The organism is Pararhizobium sp. PWRC1-1, from assembly GCF_049897905.1.
Classification (GTDB): domain Bacteria; phylum Pseudomonadota; class Alphaproteobacteria; order Rhizobiales; family Rhizobiaceae; genus Pararhizobium.
The window spans coordinates 69,961-86,078 of the sequence record NZ_JAFCXE010000021.1; the positions used below are offsets into that span (position 1 = coordinate 69,961).

Genomic DNA, 16,118 nt, shown 5'->3' on the forward strand with positions numbered 1-16,118 from the left:
TCAGGCGTTTTCGGCTGCCTGAGCGCGGCGATGCTTGAGAAAGATGGCATCCGACGGGTTCGAGGCAAGGTCGATGGCGCGATCATCGGCGGCGAGTGCTGCGCTGTTCTGGCCACAGCGTGACAGCAGTTCGGCTTGGGCAGCATGAAACGGCTGATAGGCTGCGAGTACCGGCGCCAGCGATTCCAAACCCGCAGACCGGCCTCGATTGGCCGGCTTCTGCAAATGCAACCGCGCGGTTCAGCCGCCCCGGTCTGTCCGTGCCAGGACCTCGATGGCCCGGGCAACGGATCGCCGATCGGGAGCGGCCGGGTGCATCAGGAATTAGAGTCCATCAATGGCCGCACCTCGATGGTGCAATAGGCGGCCGAGGGGATCATGGCGGCGTAGCGCAAGGCGGCATCCAGATCGGGAACCTCCATGACGAAGAAGCAACCCAGCCGCTCCTTGGTTTCGGCAAAAGGGCCATCCATGGTTTCCACCTTGCCCCCGCGAACCCGTACGCTTGTGGCCGTATCAATGTCCTGCAGGCCTTCGCCGGAGACATAGACCCCTGCTGCTTTCAAGGTTTCGTTGAAGGCAAAGTAACCCTGCATCATGGTGTCGAATTCGGGTGTGCCATTGGCCAATTCCAGCGCCGGGTCGGAATGATCAGTGCCATATACTGCATAGTGGATCTCCTCATGGATCGTGTAGTTTCAATGGCCTGCACGACGGTCGAGTTCAATCTTGATACCCCAAGAAGCTGGCTGATCGGGAATTTCGACATGGCATGGATTATTTTGCAGAACCTGGCAGACGATAGGGATGGCGGCGAACGAGAAAGGGACTTTCGCCAGTTTAAGAAAAACGAACGTCCACAACCGACGCGGGGATGGTGATCTCGTCACCCAGCGACCATTCCGCTGCGCGCGCCGCCATGCTGGCTGGAACCTTTGGCGATCCGCCGGGGCCTGGAGGCACGTCATAGGTAGCGTGTCCGTCATGCGGCAGGATCACACCATAGCCGCGTTGCATCGCCGCCCGGGCGGTCGCTGCCACGCACATTTCGGACAGCACACCGCAGAGGGCAACGGTTTGCACGGCCGACGCCACGAGCAGGTCGTGCAATGATGTGCCATCGAAGCCGTCATCTGCGGTTTTCCGCACCACGCTTTCGCCGGCAAGCGGTGGAAAGTGAAGTGCCCAGCCGGGCTGATGCGGCTCATCGGCCGTGTCGGGCGCTCCGTCATTCTGCAGGAAAATAACCGGAACCTTTGCCGCGCGCGCCGAGCCAATCAGAGCCTCGACAGCTTTGAGCAATCCGGCATGGTCCGGGACAGCCCCGATCCCGGTGACGAAGGCCACTTGGACATCGACAACAATCAGGGCATCCGCCGTTGCCTCAACACTCTCTGATTGCTCCACCAAAATGTTCCTCGTTCGCTTTCATCACATCGCAAAGATCGGGAAGTCGTGTGGATATGAGGACTGTTTCGCCGCCAGGACATGGAGCCATTCGGTCGGCTTGTTGTCATATCCGCTTCCCGATTGCGCCTCGATCCAGATAGATGCCCAGCCCAGTTTGGCGTAGGTGTCTCTCAGCCAGCTTTCGGAAGGATAGTTGTAATACCGGTCGAACTCGTCGCGGCCTTCGGTCTCTCCAGCCTTGAAGCTGGCATAGAAAACCCCGCCTGCCTTCAACGCAGCATGGATGCGGGCGAGGATATCCGGCAGTTCGGCTCTGGGGATGTGGAGAAGACAGGCATTGGCCCATATGCCGTCATAGGCTCCTTGCTCGTCGAGATCGCCGAACAGCAATGTGGCGACCGGGATTCCCAAGCGTTTTTCTGCTTCGCCGGCAATTTCGGGGGTGCCGTCCGTCGGGCGGACGTCAAATCCTTTCGCTAACATGAATTCGCTGTCTTGGCCGCCGCCGCATCCGAGTTCAAGAATAGTCGCGCCCGGCTGCAATTGCGCGAGAAAGCTCTCGATCCGGCCCCGGCTCGGCTCCTGGCCTCTGGCTGTGTATTTGATGGCTTCCATTCCGTAGAAGCGCAGGGTGTTGGAATCGTGAGACATTGCTCTTTCAGGAATTTCTCATAAACCATTGTTTATATTGAGAATACTAAAAGTCGTTGACAATGTCAAAACCGGTAGTTGAACCCTGTCTTCTCGATCGGAAATCAGACCTTCCGACCGGCCTCGTTGAAGAAATGCAGATTTTCCACTGGAAGCCTGACATCGACCTCGCCCTGCATGCCGAGGAAACGGCGGTCGAGCGTGAAGGCCTTGAAGGCGACCGGGCCGAGTTTCAAATGGACGATGATGCCGAAGCCGGTGGGTTCGACCAGATCGACGGTGGCCTTGAGAACATCCGTGCCTTCGGCGCCGAGAACGACGTGTTCCGGTCGGATGCCGAGCGTGGCGCGGCTTCCGTCGGCGAGATTGGCGGTGCCCCCGAGTGGCAGAACGATGCCGCCGGTCAGCGCAAAGCTTGCTGTGTCTTCAGTCACCATGTAGCGGCCTTCGAAGAAGTTCATGCCCGGCGAGCCGATGAACCCGGCGACGAACAGGTTGGCGGGATTGTCGTAGAGTTCGAGGGGACTGCCGACCTGCTGGATGATACCGCCATGCATGGCGACGATCCGGTCGGCCAGCGTCATTGCTTCGATTTGGTCATGGGTGACGTAGATCGAGGTGGCGCCGAGATCCTGATGCAGCTTCTTGATTTCGGCGCGCATTTGTTCGCGCAGGCGGGCGTCAAGGTTGGACAGCGGCTCGTCAAACAGGAAAGCTTTCGGCTCACGCACGATGGCGCGGCCCATGGCGACGCGCTGGCGCTGGCCGCCGGAGAGCGCTTTCGGGCGGCGTTCCATCAGCGGATCGAGCCCGAGTTTCGTGGCAGCGCTGGCGACGACGGAGGCGATCTTTTCCTTCGCAGTCTTTCGTAGCCGCAGGCTGTAGCTCATGTTTTTCGCGACGCTCATATGTGGATAGAGCGCGTAGGACTGGAACACCATGGCGATATCGCGGTCCTTCGGCGCAAGATCGTTGACACGCTTGCCGTCGATGCGAATTTCGCCATCGGTAACGGCTTCCAGGCCGGCAATCATCCGCAGCAGCGTAGACTTGCCGCAGCCCGACGGGCCGACCAGAACGACGAATTCGCCGTCCTTGATCTCGAGATCGATGCCGTGCAGCACCGGGTGGATGCCGTAGGACTTGTGGATAGCGGCGATATCGATGGATGCCATGGGATCAGCCTTTCACGGCGCCGGCCGTCAGGCCCTGCACGAGGTAACGTTGGATCAACAGGAAGAACAGGCAGGCCGGGATGAGCGCCATGACGCCCGCCGCCATCATCTGTCCAAAATCGACCGAGAATTTCGATACGAAGGAAAGCAGCCCGACCGGGAAGGTCGCTGAATCGTTGCCGGAAATCAGCATCAGCGAGAACAAAAGCTCGCTCCAGGCGGCGGTGAAGACGAAGCCGAGGGTCGCGGCAATACCCGGCAGCGTCAGCGGCAGGATGATCTGCCGGAAGGCGACGAACTGGGTGGCGCCGTCGATCATCGCGGCTTCCTCGAGATCCTTCGGGATCCCGTCGAAGAAGGACTGCATCAGGAACGTGGCAAAGGGCACGTTGAAGGCGGTGTAGACGATAACGAGGCCGGTGAGGCTGTTGGTGAGGCCGAGCGGCGACAGGATCTTGAAGATCGGCGCTACCAACATGACCAGTGGGAACATTTGGGTCAGCAGCATCAGCGTGATGATCCAGTACTTGCCACGGAAATTGAAGCGCGACATGGCGTAGCCGGCAAGCGAGGCAAGCACTGTGACGATGATGGCAGTCGAGCCGGAGACGATCAGGCTGTTCTTAAAGAAGGTCGGAAATTCGCTGTGTTTCAAGACAAAGTCGAAATGCTCGAAGCTGGTCCGCGACGGCCACATCTTGATGCCCTCGGAGTAGAGCAGCTTGTTGGGCGTCACCGAGACTTTCAACAGCCAGTAGAGCGGGAACAACGCGAAGATGACATAGGCGATAATGGCCAGACGATGGGCTAGGATGGAGGCGATGCGTTTGCCGGTCATGATCTCAATCCTTGCTCAACAGCCACTGACGCAGGATCACGATCAGCATGGAATAGGTGATCAAAAGCGCGAGCAGGACGAGCGCGATGGCCGAGGCATAGCCAAAGTCGAGTCGCTTGAAGGCCTGGGTGAAGATGTAGCTTGCGACGATCTGGCTGCGGTCGGCTGGCCCGCCATTGGTCATGACGATGATCAGGTCGGCGAAATTGGAGATCCAGACGGTGCGCAGAAGAACCGTGATGGCGATGGTCGGGGCGAGGAAGGGCAGGGTGATCGAGATGAAACGCTGCACCGGTCCGGCGCCGTCGATGCTGGCCGCTTCGTAAAGGTCGCGCGGGATCGCCTGCAGGGCCGCCAAAAGGGTAATGGCGAAGAAGGGAATGCCCCACCAGACATTGGCGATGATCGGTCCCCACATCGACAACTGTGGATCCGACAGAATGTTGTAGGGTTCGTTCATCAGGCCAAGGGCAAACAGCCAATGGGGAATGGGGCCGACGACGGGGTTGAACAGCCAGGCCCAGTTGAGGCCGGCAAGAAAGCTTGGAACCGCCCACGGCAGGAAAACCAGCGCCTGCACGATGGCGCGGCCGTAGAATGGCTTATCCAGCAAAAGCGCCAGGATCAGGCCGAAGACGAACTGCAGCAAGACGGACCAGCCGGTCCACCACAGCGTGTTCTTCAAGGCTCGAAAGAAATTCTGGTCCTGCGATAGCGTCCTGAAGTGATCGAGGCCGATGAAGCCGCCGGACATCGGATTGAGCAGCTGGATATCGCGGAAGGCGTAGGAGATGCCGAGGATCAGCGGCACCAGCATGACGGTGACGATCAGGATCAGCGCGGGCGCGCTATAGAGATAGGGGGCGGAGGCATCGGCAAGGCGCTTCTTCAGCGGCCGCTGGTCCCTGCGCACGCCGTCATTGCGGGCTGCTGCATGTGAAGCCATCGTCAAATATTTCCATTTCGCGGCGCGTTGAGGCGTGCCGGCTTTTCCGTCAGGGGAATGAGCCGCAGGCAGCCGACATCATGTCGCTGCCTGCGGTTAAAGGCTGATGACTTATTTGCTCGCGAGGAACTTCTGTTGAGCCTTGGTCATGTAGTCAGCCCATTGCTTGGCCATTTCTTCCGGCGTGATATCGCCGAGCATGGCTTCCTGGCTGGTCTTGATCGCCATCGAATCCTTGAAGAAGGCGAATTCTTCCAGGTAGGTCGGCATGACGGTCGGAACGGCGTCCTTGTCTGCCAGTTCCTCGAACCAGCCCTTGAACTGATCCGTGGCGAAGAAGGGGTCCTTCTCGGCGGACTTGAGTGCCGGCAGGGCGCCGATCTTCTTGTTCCACTCGATATTGCCTTCCGGGCCTTCAAGCGTGGCGATCAGCTTCCAGGACAGATCCTTGTTTGCACTGGCCGACATCATCGACCAGCCGGCAAAGCCGATGGTTGGGAATGTCTTGCCGGATGGGCCTTTCGGCATGGTGGTGACGCCGTAATCGGCCGCATCCATGCGCTCGGCGATGGCGATCAGCGCGTCCGGATCCTGATCAAGCATCGCGCAAGTGCCGGTATAGAAGCCGGCGACGATCTCGTTGAAGCCCCAGTTGACGCTGTCCTTTGGCGCATAGCCGTTCTTGTAGAGGTCGATCATCCAGGTGAAGCCCTTGACCCAGCCTTCTTCCGAGAATTTCGAGGTACCGTCGGCATTGAAAAAGGTGTTGTCGCCCGCCATTGTGGCGCCCATCATCATCCAGCCGTTGAGGCCGCCCGGACCGCCGCGCATGCAATAGGCATATTTGCCCGGCAGCTTCTTGATCTTCTCGGCGGCTGCAACGAAATCGTCCATCGTCTTCGGCGGGCCGTCGACGCCGGCTTCAGCGAAGATCTTCTTGTTGTAGAACATGGCGCGTAGATAAAAGCCGTAAGGCAGCATATAGGCCGTGTCCTTGACGTCGCGGCCAAGTTCAAGGGCGCGATCCGTCAGTTCCGGGGTCTGGTCCCAGGTCTTGAGGTAAGGCTCAAGGCTTTCGAGCATGCCGTTATTGGCATAGAGCGACAGCCACGTGTCCGGCATTTCCATAACGTCCGGGATTTCGCCTGCAGACACCATGGTGGCAAACTTCTGGAAGGCTTCGCCCCAGGGCAGCGAGATGATCTCGACCGTGGTGCCGGGGTTGGCGGCTTCAAATTTTGCGACGATCGACTTCAGCGTTTCGGTGCGTTCCGGGCTGGTGATGACTTCCACCAGCTTCAGCTTGGTATCGGCAAGGGCAGTGCCTGCCATCAGTGTGGCGACCATGGTCGCCGCGATCAGTTTCCTCATTTTCGTTTTCCCTTTTATTGTTGGTTGGGTTGTCTGCTGTCGTGTCAGCCTACCGATGCGGCAGTGATTGCCGCTTCGAGATCGCTCCAGAGGGCCTCCGTTCCCTCCAGGCCGACATGGAGCCGTACCGACCGCGGACTGATGCCGAAGGCGACCGCGGAATTGGGTTGTGCTTTTTGCGAAAGGACGACTTCGCCCGGCACGATCAGGCTTTCGTGGCCGCCCCAGCTGACACCGAGTTTGAAAAGCTCAAGGTGATCGGAGAAGGTGCGGACGTTGATGCCGTCCTTGAAGATGAAGGAGAACAGGCCGGACGTGCCCTTGAGACCGGGTGGCAGGTGATTGGCAAGGCCGGGATAGTTGACCGATTCAACCGCATCGTGCGCCTGCAGGCGCTTGGCGATCTCGACAGTGGAGTGTTCATGCGCCTTCATGCGGATCGGCAATGTACGCATGCCGCGGATCAAAAGCCACGCATCGAACGGCGACAGCTTGCCGCCGAGATAGGGGTAGGCCTCGGAGCGGATGCGTCCGATCAGTTCCTTGGAGCCCGCGACAACGCCGGCGACAACATCGCTATGGCCGCCAAGATATTTCGAAGCCGAGTGAATAACCAGATCGACGCCGAGCGAAATCGGCTGCTGGAAGATCGGGCTCGCCCAGCTGTTGTCGATGGCTGAGATGATGCCGTGGGTCTTGGCCAGCGACGCAAGCGCTGCGACATCGTGGGTTTGCATCACCCAGCTTGTCGGGCTTTCGAGATAAAGGAACTTTGCACCGGGCAGGGCCCTGGCCACTTCTTCTTCGTCGCGGCCATCGACATAGGTCACCTCGATTCCCATGCGCTTGAAGAACGTGCCGAACAGGCGGTAGGCATCGGGATAGAGATGTTTGACCGCTACGATCCGGTCGCCCGGCTCGACGAAGGATAAAACCGTCGAGGAGATTGCCGACATGCCGCTGGCAAAGCCGATGGCGTCTTCCGCGCCTTCGAGTTTTGCCAGCATTTCCTCGAATATCCGCACTGTCGGGTTGAGGCCGCGTGTATAAATCGGCCTGACTTTTTCGCCGCGATAGGAGGCGACCATGTCGTCGTAATCGGTGAAGGTAAACAGCGACGTCTGCACGATCGGCGGCACGACGGCGTCATAGGCATTGCTCACGTCATGGGCGACGATGAGGGAGGCTTCCTCGAACGGATCAAACCCGTTGCTCATTTGGACATTTCCTTGATGTCTTCCTCGACGATCGCGAGGATTTTCAATGTTTCGGTACGCGCGGATTCAGGGTCTTGCGCCGCGATGGCGTTGAAAAGGGTGCGGTGGAACGGAAAGGAGCGGCGAGCAAAATCCGGCCGGTCAAAAGGCTTTTCCCAGAAGCGTTCGAAAGCGCCGCGCATCTGTTCAAGCAACTGCTTGAACAGCGGATTGTGGGTGGCGTCGTAAATGGCGAGGTGGAAAGCGAGGTCTTCTGGGCCGGATGTGCCCTTGGAGAGATGCACCCGTTCCATCTCATTCAGCTTTTCTTCGATCATACGCACGTCTTGAGGCGTCCGAACGCGGGCGGCAACCATGCCGGCTTCCGCCTCGATGCCGCGGCGTACTTCCAAAGTCATCAACAGCACGTCGCGCAGATGCGTCGTGTCCAGCGATAGCGGCATGTGGATGGTGGTGCCGGAGATCGGCTTCAATAGGTAGGTGCCGCTGCCCTTGCGGGCCTCGACGACGCCGAGCGCCTGAAAATGCCGAATGACTTCGCGGATAGTCGAGCGTCCGACGGCAAGCGCGCTCATCAGTTCCCGCTCGGCCGGAAGCCGGTCGCCGGGGACAAGGTTGGAGCCTTGAATGTAATCGGCAAGCGCTGCCGTCACCTGCTGCGCCCGGTCGGCCGGGGGCAGGGGGACAAGTGCCGATCTCGCATCCAAATGCTTCATCGTCCGCTTTCGAGCTAAAACCAGAATTGGTCTGACATCTGAGCAATAATGCAAATAGGAAGGGACGCGTCAAGGGGCGGATATTGGTTTCCGCACTGCAACGATATGAACTTGCGCGACGATACCGAACGGGATGGTTGAAATGGCGGCGTGCCTACTGATGGGGTAAACTGGCCCGGTGAAGTTGCCGCATCGGCGCCGGAGTGTTCCTGCGCTCGAAACGGACAGGTGCGAGATGTCATTCGCAAACCGCAAGGACGCAGGCATTAGACTGGCCGCTGCGTTAGCAGGCTATCGCGGGAAATACCCGGTCGTGATTGCGCTTCCGCGCGGCGGCGTGGTCGTCGCTGCCGAAATTGCCAAAGCGCTTGATGCGCCGCTGGACCTTCTCTTCGTGCAAAAGATCGGCGTGCCTTTCCATTCTGAACTTGCGATGGGCGCCATCGTCGACGGAAGAGAGCCAACAATCGTTCGCAACGAAAACGTGATCCGGCAGGCTCGAATCCGCGACGGGGAATTTTCCGCCATATGCAAGTCGCAACAGGCGGAGATGGAGCGGCGCAAGCGGCTTTATCTCGGCAATCGCAGTGGCATCCCTCTTACCGGGCGCGTGGTCATCGTTGTTGATGATGGCATCGCAACCGGTTCCACCGTCAAAGCGGCGCTCAAGGCCATTCGAAAACAACAGCCGCAGGAACTGGTACTGGCTGTTCCGGTTGCGCCGGCCGTTTCACTTGAGGAGTTGGAAGGAGACGTTGATGTACTCATCTGCCTCCAAGCGCCGATCGTCTTCCGCGCTGTCGGGTATTTTTACGATGATTTTCGCCAGGTGAGCGATGCAGAAGTGATTGCCGTGCTTGAGGCCAATCAGGGCTGAGCAGCGTAATCCCGGGGACTCCAATATTTGGCGGGAGCACCGCCGCGAAAGCGCTACATTCACGGGAAGAATGTATCAGTTTCTCCCAAGCTCCGAGCCTGCGATACCTTGCGGATAAGTCCTGTCGCTGAGAGGAACCGCTTCGATCGCCGCGATCAGCCTGTCGACCAGCAGATTCTCGGCGCGACTGCCGCGCGCGAAGCGCCGGGTGACCAGATAGACATCGGCGGCGGGCGGGTTTTCGTAAGGCGGCAATTGCCACAGTTGCCGCGCCTCGATATCGGCCGACACGACATGGATCGGCAGGGGACCGAAGCCGAATCCGACCTTGATGAGCCGCTTGACCTCTTCGAGATTGGTGAAAAGACCAAGCACCTGACCGCTGAAATTTTCCCGCTGCCTCAGGCGCGCGATCGGTGCCAGCGCACCGCCGAGATGATCGGTCTTGAAGGATACATAATCGAGAGCGGAGAGGTCGGCCGTCTCTGTCCCGCGTTTGCCGAACAGCGGATGACCGGGTGCACAAAAGAAGCCGAAATGCTCGCGATAAAGCACGGCGTAGTCCAGTTCCAGGTGCTTTTCGTGGGCAAGGCAGATGCCGAGACAGGCTTCTCCGGACAGGACGTTGTCAATGACCGTCTGGCTAGCGGACACCGTGGTGGAGAAACTGACACGCGGAAAGGTCTTGTGGAAATCGGCAAGGAAACGATCGAGGAACGGGCATTCGATATGGCTGGCAAAGGCCATCTCGACATGGCCGGTGACAAGATCCGGATCGTCCTTGACGAGATCGGGTAGGCCACTGACAATGTTGAACATGGTCCGGCACTCGGCATAGAGCCGTGCCCCCGCCGGTGTAGTCCGGAAATGGTTCGACGAGCGGTCGATCAGACGGCAGGCCATATGTTCTTCGAGGCGGCGCAAAGCATTGCTGATGGTCGGCTGCTTCAGTGACAGCCGGTTGCCCGCCGCTGTCAGGCTCTTTTCCTCGACGATCACCGTGAAGGTGCGCAACAGGTTCCAGTCGATCTCCCAGACGAAGCGACGCCTTGGACTGAGCATGGGTGGCCTCATTCATTTGGTGAATGCTGGTCCTTCACCTAATGTATTTGTCGGGCCAAGTCCATTGTGGTTTGATCATCGCATTCGAGACCCAGCGAGGCTTTACGTGACCGACAGAACCCAAGTTTTCCCCGATTTCGGGTTGAGCCCCGAGGAGCGGCACCAGGCCGTTCGCGGTCACTATTACGAATATCCGGGCATGGACGGCGCCCGCGGCGAGATCTGGTGTTACACGCGTTCCTATTCCTATGCGCGCGGCGCGATGGTGGACCTGCATATCAGTTCGACAGCCTCCTCCTGCCGGCTGGAGATCGTCCGCGACGGTGCGGTCGAGACCAGCGTCTATGGTACCGATGATATCACCACCATCTGGCAGGAAACGCCTGATCAGGTTTCGGTCACCGGCTGCGGCTGGGCGCCGACCTTCACTTTCCAGGTTCACGACAGCTGGCCATCCGGCGCCTACCGCATCACGCTGACGGCTGAGGGGCGTAACGGCAAGCCGGTCCGGTGTCACCACATGATCATCGTCCTACCAAATGCGGGCCCAAAGCCTGGCCGTATTCTGCAGGTCGCTGCCACCGGCACTTGGACCGCCTATAATACCTGGGGCGGTTCGAACCACTATCAGGGCATCACCGGCCCCAATCGCGACAAATACGCCACCACGGTCAGCATTGAGCGGCCGCTCTGCCGCGGCTTCGTTATGCTGCCGCCGGACGCGCCGCGCGTGCCGCTGGAGGTGAGCCTGCCGGCCGGCACCATTCCGCGTTATCCGCATATGGAATGGGCCTTTGCCAACGGTTATTCGAAGAAATACACCTCGTCCGGCTGGGCAAGTTATGACAGTCAATTCTTCCGCTGGGCGGAGCGTCAGGGGTACGGTGTCGATCTCGCCAGCCAGCACGAACTGCACAACAATCCTAGCATTCTCAACGATTATGACTGCGTCGTATTCGTCGGCCATGACGAATACTGGACCTGGGAAATGCGCGATGCCGTCGATGCCTACGTCGACCAGGGCGGGCATGTCGCCCGTTTTGCCGGCAATTTCATGTGGCAGACGCGGCTGGAAGACGAGGGGCAGCGGCAGGTCTGCTACAAATATGTCGCGCGCAAGGAAGACCCGGCCTATCAGGGCGGCGATATCACCCGCGCCACCAATTCCTGGGAAGCCCCCGAAATCGGCCGCCCCGGCGCTCTGACCTTCGGGCTTAATGCGACCAATGGCGTCTATTCCGGCTGGGGCGGCTGCGCCCCGCGCGGCGTTCGTGGCTTTCCGATCTGCCGGCCGCGCCACTGGGCCTTTGCCGGAACCGGCCTGTTCTACGGCGACCTGCTGGGTGCCGACAGCCATATCTATGGCTATGAAGTCGATGGTCTCGCCTATGAAATCCGTTACGGCCTGCCATATCCGACCGCCGATAGTGGCGCGCCGGTGGGCTTGGAAATCCTGGCTTTGGGCATGGCGAGCCAAGTCGAGGAAAGCGATATTTTGACGCGCGAAGACCTGTTTTTCGGTGACGAGGACGGGCGCTTCATCGCCGAGACGCTCTATGGCGAGGCGAGCGACGAGAACATGGAAAAGGTCCGTTACAGCAACGGCATGATCGTCAATTTCAAGCGCGGCAAGGGCGAGGTTTTCCACGCCGGTACCTGCGAATGGGTGGCTGGCCTGCTGCGCAACGACAAGATGGTCGAGCGCGTCACTGCCAATGTCCTCAACCGCTATCTCAACCAATAATTTCATCCAGAGCAGAGCATCATGAACATCCAAGCCAATGAGCGGCCCGCATCCCATCTCTTCTATGCGACACGCCTGCGCCGGCCGCTGGTCGACCGTGCCGAGGGCATTTATTTCTGGACGCAGGACGGGCGGCGGTTCATCGATGGATCGAGCGGGCCGATGGTCAGCAATATCGGCCATGGCAATCGTCACGTCATCGAGGCGATGAAGCGGCAGATGGAGAAGACGAGCTTCGCCTATCGTCTGCATTTCGAGAACGAACCGGCAGAGGAACTGGCCCGGCGTCTGGCAGGAAAAATGCCAGGCGATCTCGACCGGATCTTCTTCGTCTCGGGTGGTTCGGAAGCGGTGGAATCGGCGATCAAGCTGGCGCGGCAATGGGCCGTGGCAACCAATCAGCCGAAACGCTGGAAAGTGATCTGCCGTTTCCCGTCCTATCACGGCGGCACGATCGGCGCGCTTGGCGTCACCGGCGACCTGGCACTGACGGAGATCTTTGCGCCGCAGATCCAACCGATGCCGGCCATCCCGGCTCCGACAGCCTACCGCGACCGCGACAACCTGACGATGGAACAGCGTGGCTTGCGCTATGCCGACATGTTGGAGGAGAAAATCCTCGCCGAAGGGCCGGAAAGCGTCGTCGCCTTCATCATGGAGCCGGTCGGCGGCGCGGCAACCGCCGCACTCGTGGCGCCTGAAAGCTATTTCGCGCGCATCCGCGAAATCTGCGACAAATACGGCATCCTGCTGATCCATGACGAGGTGATGAGCGGTGCCGCGCGCACCGGCAAATATCTCGGCGGTGATCACTGGAACTGCAAGCCGGATATCATCACGCTGTCGAAGGGCATCGGCTCCGGCTACGCCGCGCTCGGCGCCATGGCGGCCTCGGCGAAACTGGTAAAGCCGGTGCTCGACATGGGCGGCTTCCAGCACGGCTATACCTATGCAGGCAATCCGCTCGCCTGCACAGCGGGCTTGGCGGTGCTCGAGGAGATGGAACGGCTTGGCGTCGAAGCCAACGCCACTTCGATGGGCGATCTCTTGAAATCCGAGCTGGAAGGCTTGTCGAAACGCTTCCCGTTCATCGCCGGTATCCGCGGCAAGGGCCTGCTGATCGGCGCCGATCTCGTCGCTGACCCTGTGACCTTCAAATCCTTTCCCAAATCACAGGCGACCAACCAGCGGTTGCTCGATATTGCCTACGATAAGGGGCTGATCCTCTATTCCCGCCGTATCCGTGGCGACGGTTATGAAGCAGACAACCTGATCCTCGCACCGCCGTTGATCATCACTGCTCAGGAAATCGGTGAGATGGTTTCGATCCTCGGCGACAGCTTCGAACAGCTGGCGCATGAGCTCAACCTCCCGGTCAACGGATCAAAGTAAGATCATGAAGAACAAAGTCATCATCACCTGCGCCGTCACCGGATCCGTTCACACGCCGTCGATGAGCCCCTATCTGCCGGTGACGCCGGATCAGATCGCAGAACAGGCGATCGCGGCGGCCGAAGCCGGTGCATCGATCCTACATCTGCATGCCCGCAATCCGGCCGATGGCCGGCCGACGGCCGATCCGGCCGTGTTCATGCAGTTCCTGCCGCGTATCAAGCAGGCAACCGACGCCGTCATCAACATCTCCACCGGCGGCAGTTCGCTGATGTCGCTGGACGAGCGCCTGGCCGCTTCGCTTCAGGCGCAACCGGAAATGTGCTCGCTCAACATGGGCTCGATGAATTTCGGCATTTTCCCGCTGGCAAAACCCGGCATGGAATGGCAGCACGAATGGGAGCCGCAGTTGCTGGAAGCGACGCGCGGCACGATCTTCAAGAACACTTTTGCCGATATTGAGGACATTCTGAAGCGGCTGGGCGAGGGGTGCGGCACGCGCTTCGAATTCGAATGCTACGATGTCGGCCATCTCTATTCGCTGAAGCATTTTTACGATCGCGGGCTGGTGAAAGGCCCGTTGTTCGTCCAGTTCGTGCTGGGCATTCTCGGCGGCATCGGCGCCGATCCGGATAATCTCAGCCATATGAAGCGCATTGCCGACAAGCTGTTCGGCGATGACTATCGCTTCTCGGTTCTTGCGGCCGGCCGCCAGCAGATGCCGCTGATCACCATGGGGGCGGCGATGGGCGGCAATGTGCGGGTCGGGCTGGAAGACAGCCTCTATCTCGGCCGCGGGGAACTGGCCAAATCCAACGCCGATCAGGTGAGCCGCATCCGCACCATTCTGGAAGCCCTGTCGCTGGAGGTCGCGACGCCTGACGAAGCGCGCATGATGCTGGCGCTCAAGGGCGGCGATCGGGTGGGTTTCTGATGGTTGATATCCCGAACCAGCACTTGGCAATCCGTGTCGCAGCGGCTGAAGATGTGCATCTCGTCCATGCCGGATTGCTGACCATCGCCCGGCATCTCGATGCCGAAGGCAAAGTCACTGCAACGCCGGACGATCTTCGCAAACACGGGTTCGGTCCGCAACCTGCCTTTACCGTTCTGCTTGCAGAAATTGGTGGAGACTTTGCCGGCATGTGCCTGTTCTTTCAGAGCTTCTCGACCTGGGGTGGGCAGAAGGGCGCCTATATCCAGGACATCGTCGTCGAAGAACGATTTCGAGGTGCCGGCATCGGCGTCGCACTTCTGCGCCACACGGCGGCGCATGTCCGTGCCGGGGGAGGTACCTATCTGCGGCTGTCGGTCGATGCGAAAAACCTCTCGGCCCAGCACTTCTATCAGCGGATGGGGCTTGTCTGGTCTGAGGAAGAACGCATTCATGCCGCCTACGGCGATACATTCGAGGCGCTTGCCGGGCAGCACGAGAGCGGGGTTTGAGGAATGAGCATGAAGACCTTCTACGCTGAAGAGCAGGCGAAACATGATCCGAAAATGTTTCTGTCGAGCGGAGCGCCGCAGCCCAACCCGGAAAAGCCGGAGCGGATCGCCCGCCTGCTCGAAGGCGCAAAGGCTGTCGGATCCGAGATCGTCCGGCCGCGTGATCACGGCTTAAAACCGATCGCGGCCATCCACACGCCGGAATATCTCGAATTCCTGCAGAATATCTTTCTGCGCTGGCAGCGGATCGAGGGTGCCTCGGAAGAGGTGGTCCCGAACATCCATCCGCTGGCACGGACCGGCCGTTATCCGGCTTCTGCCGTTGGCCAGGCGGGTTACCATATGGCCGATACGGCGTGCCCGATATCAGCCGATACCTGGAGCAGTGCCTGCTGGAGCGCCTGGAGTGCTGTCGAGGCTGCGGAAGCGGTTTTGGCCGGTGCCCGCCACACTTACGCACTCTGCCGGCCGCCGGGCCACCATGCCTTTGCCGATGTCGCCGGCGGTTTCTGCTTCCTCAACAATTCTGCCATTGCCGCGCAGCATTTGCTGCAGTCGTCAAAACGCGTCGCCATCCTCGACGTCGACCTGCATCACGGCAACGGTACGCAAGGTATTTTCTACGGGCGCAGCGACGTACTGACGGTCTCGCTGCACGCCGACCCGGTGCGTTTCTATCCATTCTTCTGGGGCAATGCCGACGAGCGCGGCGAAGGCCCTGGGCTCGGCTACAACTACAATCTGCCACTGCCGCGCAAGACGGCGGATACTGGGTTTCTGGAGGCACTGGAGGCAGCCAACCGCCGCATCGAAGCCTTTGCGCCAGATGCGCTGGTGGTTGCGCTGGGCCTCGACGCCTTTGAAGGCGATCCCTTTGGCGGACTGTCCGTCTCGACATCGGGCTTTGCCCGTATTGCCCAAGCCATCAGCAGCCTCGGCCTGCCGACCGTCATCGTCCAAGAAGGTGGTTATCTCTGCGACGAACTCGGCGATAATCTGGCGTCGTTTCTGACCGGGTTTGGAAACTGAGGATATGGGGGTGTAAGCTCCATAATTGAGCTTACACCCCAAAGTGCACTGAATTTCAGCTTGGTGGTTCATATCCATTCAAGGCAGTTCAATCTCCGATCTACTGGCGTTATCGTTGCTGATCTGTTCGATTATAGATGCGGATGCAGTCATATTCGAAAGGCCGTCTTGTTTTGTAAGCCTTCAGGCGCCTTCCAGCCGCCTTCGACGCCTCCACGGACAGGACCAAGTCTGTCCGACGACT

At 59.7% G+C, this 16,118-nt stretch carries 17 protein-coding genes; 6 read left to right on the forward strand and 11 right to left on the reverse strand.

The genetic code is table 11. The features are described from left to right. The 10 genes from ACP7E0_RS26310 to ACP7E0_RS26355 form a co-directional block, all read right to left on the reverse strand. Entirely contained in the window at positions 1 to 231 is a 231-nt protein-coding gene (locus tag ACP7E0_RS26310) for a hypothetical protein (protein WP_426129244.1), read from the reverse strand. Between the two features lie 86 nt (positions 232 to 317). Next, a complete protein-coding gene (locus ACP7E0_RS26315; protein ID WP_426129245.1) occupies positions 318 to 629 on the reverse strand; it encodes a YciI family protein in 312 nt (103 codons plus the stop codon). A gap of 211 nt (positions 630 to 840) precedes the next feature. Continuing rightward, positions 841 to 1,407, reverse strand: coding sequence for an isochorismatase family protein (locus ACP7E0_RS26320; RefSeq protein WP_426129247.1), 567 nt, complete (start codon positions 1,405 to 1,407; stop codon positions 841 to 843). Positions 1,408 to 1,431: 24 nt separating this feature from the next. Further along, positions 1,432 to 2,061, reverse strand: a complete 630-nt coding sequence (locus ACP7E0_RS26325) for a class I SAM-dependent methyltransferase (RefSeq protein ID WP_426129249.1) — start codon at positions 2,059 to 2,061, stop codon at positions 1,432 to 1,434. A 104-nt stretch (positions 2,062 to 2,165) separates the two neighbouring features. Continuing rightward, positions 2,166 to 3,236 (reverse strand): ABC transporter ATP-binding protein, encoded by a 1,071-nt coding sequence (locus tag ACP7E0_RS26330; protein ID WP_426129250.1) that lies wholly within the window; start codon positions 3,234 to 3,236, stop codon positions 2,166 to 2,168. 4 nt (positions 3,237 to 3,240) lie between these two features. Then, positions 3,241 to 4,074: a carbohydrate ABC transporter permease gene (locus ACP7E0_RS26335; protein WP_426129252.1), complete on the reverse strand. Its 834-nt coding sequence runs from the start codon at positions 4,072 to 4,074 to the stop codon at positions 3,241 to 3,243. Positions 4,075 to 4,078: 4 nt separating this feature from the next. Then, positions 4,079 to 5,020 (reverse strand): carbohydrate ABC transporter permease, encoded by a 942-nt coding sequence (locus ACP7E0_RS26340; protein ID WP_426129254.1) that lies wholly within the window; start codon positions 5,018 to 5,020, stop codon positions 4,079 to 4,081. A 111-nt stretch (positions 5,021 to 5,131) separates the two neighbouring features. Beyond that, positions 5,132 to 6,391 carry an ABC transporter substrate-binding protein gene (locus ACP7E0_RS26345; protein WP_426129256.1) on the reverse strand — a complete coding sequence of 420 codons (1,260 nt, stop codon included), beginning with the start codon at positions 6,389 to 6,391 and terminating at the stop codon, positions 5,132 to 5,134. A 44-nt stretch (positions 6,392 to 6,435) separates the two neighbouring features. Further along, on the reverse strand, positions 6,436 to 7,608 hold the full coding sequence (locus tag ACP7E0_RS26350; protein WP_426129258.1) for a PLP-dependent transferase: 1,173 nt from the start codon (positions 7,606 to 7,608) through the stop codon (positions 6,436 to 6,438). Then, positions 7,605 to 8,324, reverse strand: a complete 720-nt coding sequence (locus ACP7E0_RS26355; RefSeq protein WP_426129259.1) for a FadR/GntR family transcriptional regulator — start codon at positions 8,322 to 8,324, stop codon at positions 7,605 to 7,607. The genes ACP7E0_RS26350 and ACP7E0_RS26355 overlap by 4 nt, the downstream gene beginning before the upstream one ends. A 235-nt stretch (positions 8,325 to 8,559) precedes the next feature. Between ACP7E0_RS26355 and ACP7E0_RS26360 the strand changes: the two genes are divergently transcribed. Then, positions 8,560 to 9,201, forward strand: coding sequence for a phosphoribosyltransferase (locus tag ACP7E0_RS26360; RefSeq protein WP_426129261.1), 642 nt, complete (start codon positions 8,560 to 8,562; stop codon positions 9,199 to 9,201). Between the two features lie 75 nt (positions 9,202 to 9,276). Here the strand turns inward: ACP7E0_RS26360 and ACP7E0_RS26365 are convergent, their stop codons facing one another. Next, the gene (locus ACP7E0_RS26365) at positions 9,277 to 10,263 is read right to left on the reverse strand and encodes a LysR family transcriptional regulator (RefSeq protein WP_426129263.1); all 987 of its coding nucleotides are present in this window, start codon (positions 10,261 to 10,263) and stop codon (positions 9,277 to 9,279) included. 106 nt (positions 10,264 to 10,369) lie between these two features. Here ACP7E0_RS26365 and ACP7E0_RS26370 point away from each other — a divergent pair, with 106 nt between their 5' ends. Genes ACP7E0_RS26370 through ACP7E0_RS26390 form a run of 5 tightly spaced genes read left to right on the forward strand, consistent with a single transcriptional unit; the run spans position 10,370 to position 15,874 of the window. After that, a complete protein-coding gene (locus ACP7E0_RS26370; RefSeq protein WP_426129264.1) occupies positions 10,370 to 12,007 on the forward strand; it encodes a N,N-dimethylformamidase beta subunit family domain-containing protein in 1,638 nt (545 codons plus the stop codon). Between the two features lie 21 nt (positions 12,008 to 12,028). Then, positions 12,029 to 13,399: an aspartate aminotransferase family protein gene (locus ACP7E0_RS26375; protein ID WP_426129266.1), complete on the forward strand. Its 1,371-nt coding sequence runs from the start codon at positions 12,029 to 12,031 to the stop codon at positions 13,397 to 13,399. 1 nt (position 13,400) lies between these two features. After that, positions 13,401 to 14,333 carry a 3-keto-5-aminohexanoate cleavage protein gene (locus tag ACP7E0_RS26380; protein WP_426129360.1) on the forward strand — a complete coding sequence of 311 codons (933 nt, stop codon included), beginning with the start codon at positions 13,401 to 13,403 and terminating at the stop codon, positions 14,331 to 14,333. After that, positions 14,333 to 14,845, forward strand: coding sequence for a GNAT family N-acetyltransferase (locus tag ACP7E0_RS26385; protein WP_426129268.1), 513 nt, complete (start codon positions 14,333 to 14,335; stop codon positions 14,843 to 14,845). Before ACP7E0_RS26380 ends, ACP7E0_RS26385 begins: the two co-directional genes overlap by 1 nt. A 9-nt stretch (positions 14,846 to 14,854) precedes the next feature. Then, complete coding sequence (locus ACP7E0_RS26390) at positions 14,855 to 15,874, forward strand: histone deacetylase family protein (protein ID WP_426129270.1); 1,020 nt, start codon at positions 14,855 to 14,857, stop codon at positions 15,872 to 15,874. The last annotated feature ends 244 nt before the right edge of the window (positions 15,875 to 16,118 follow it).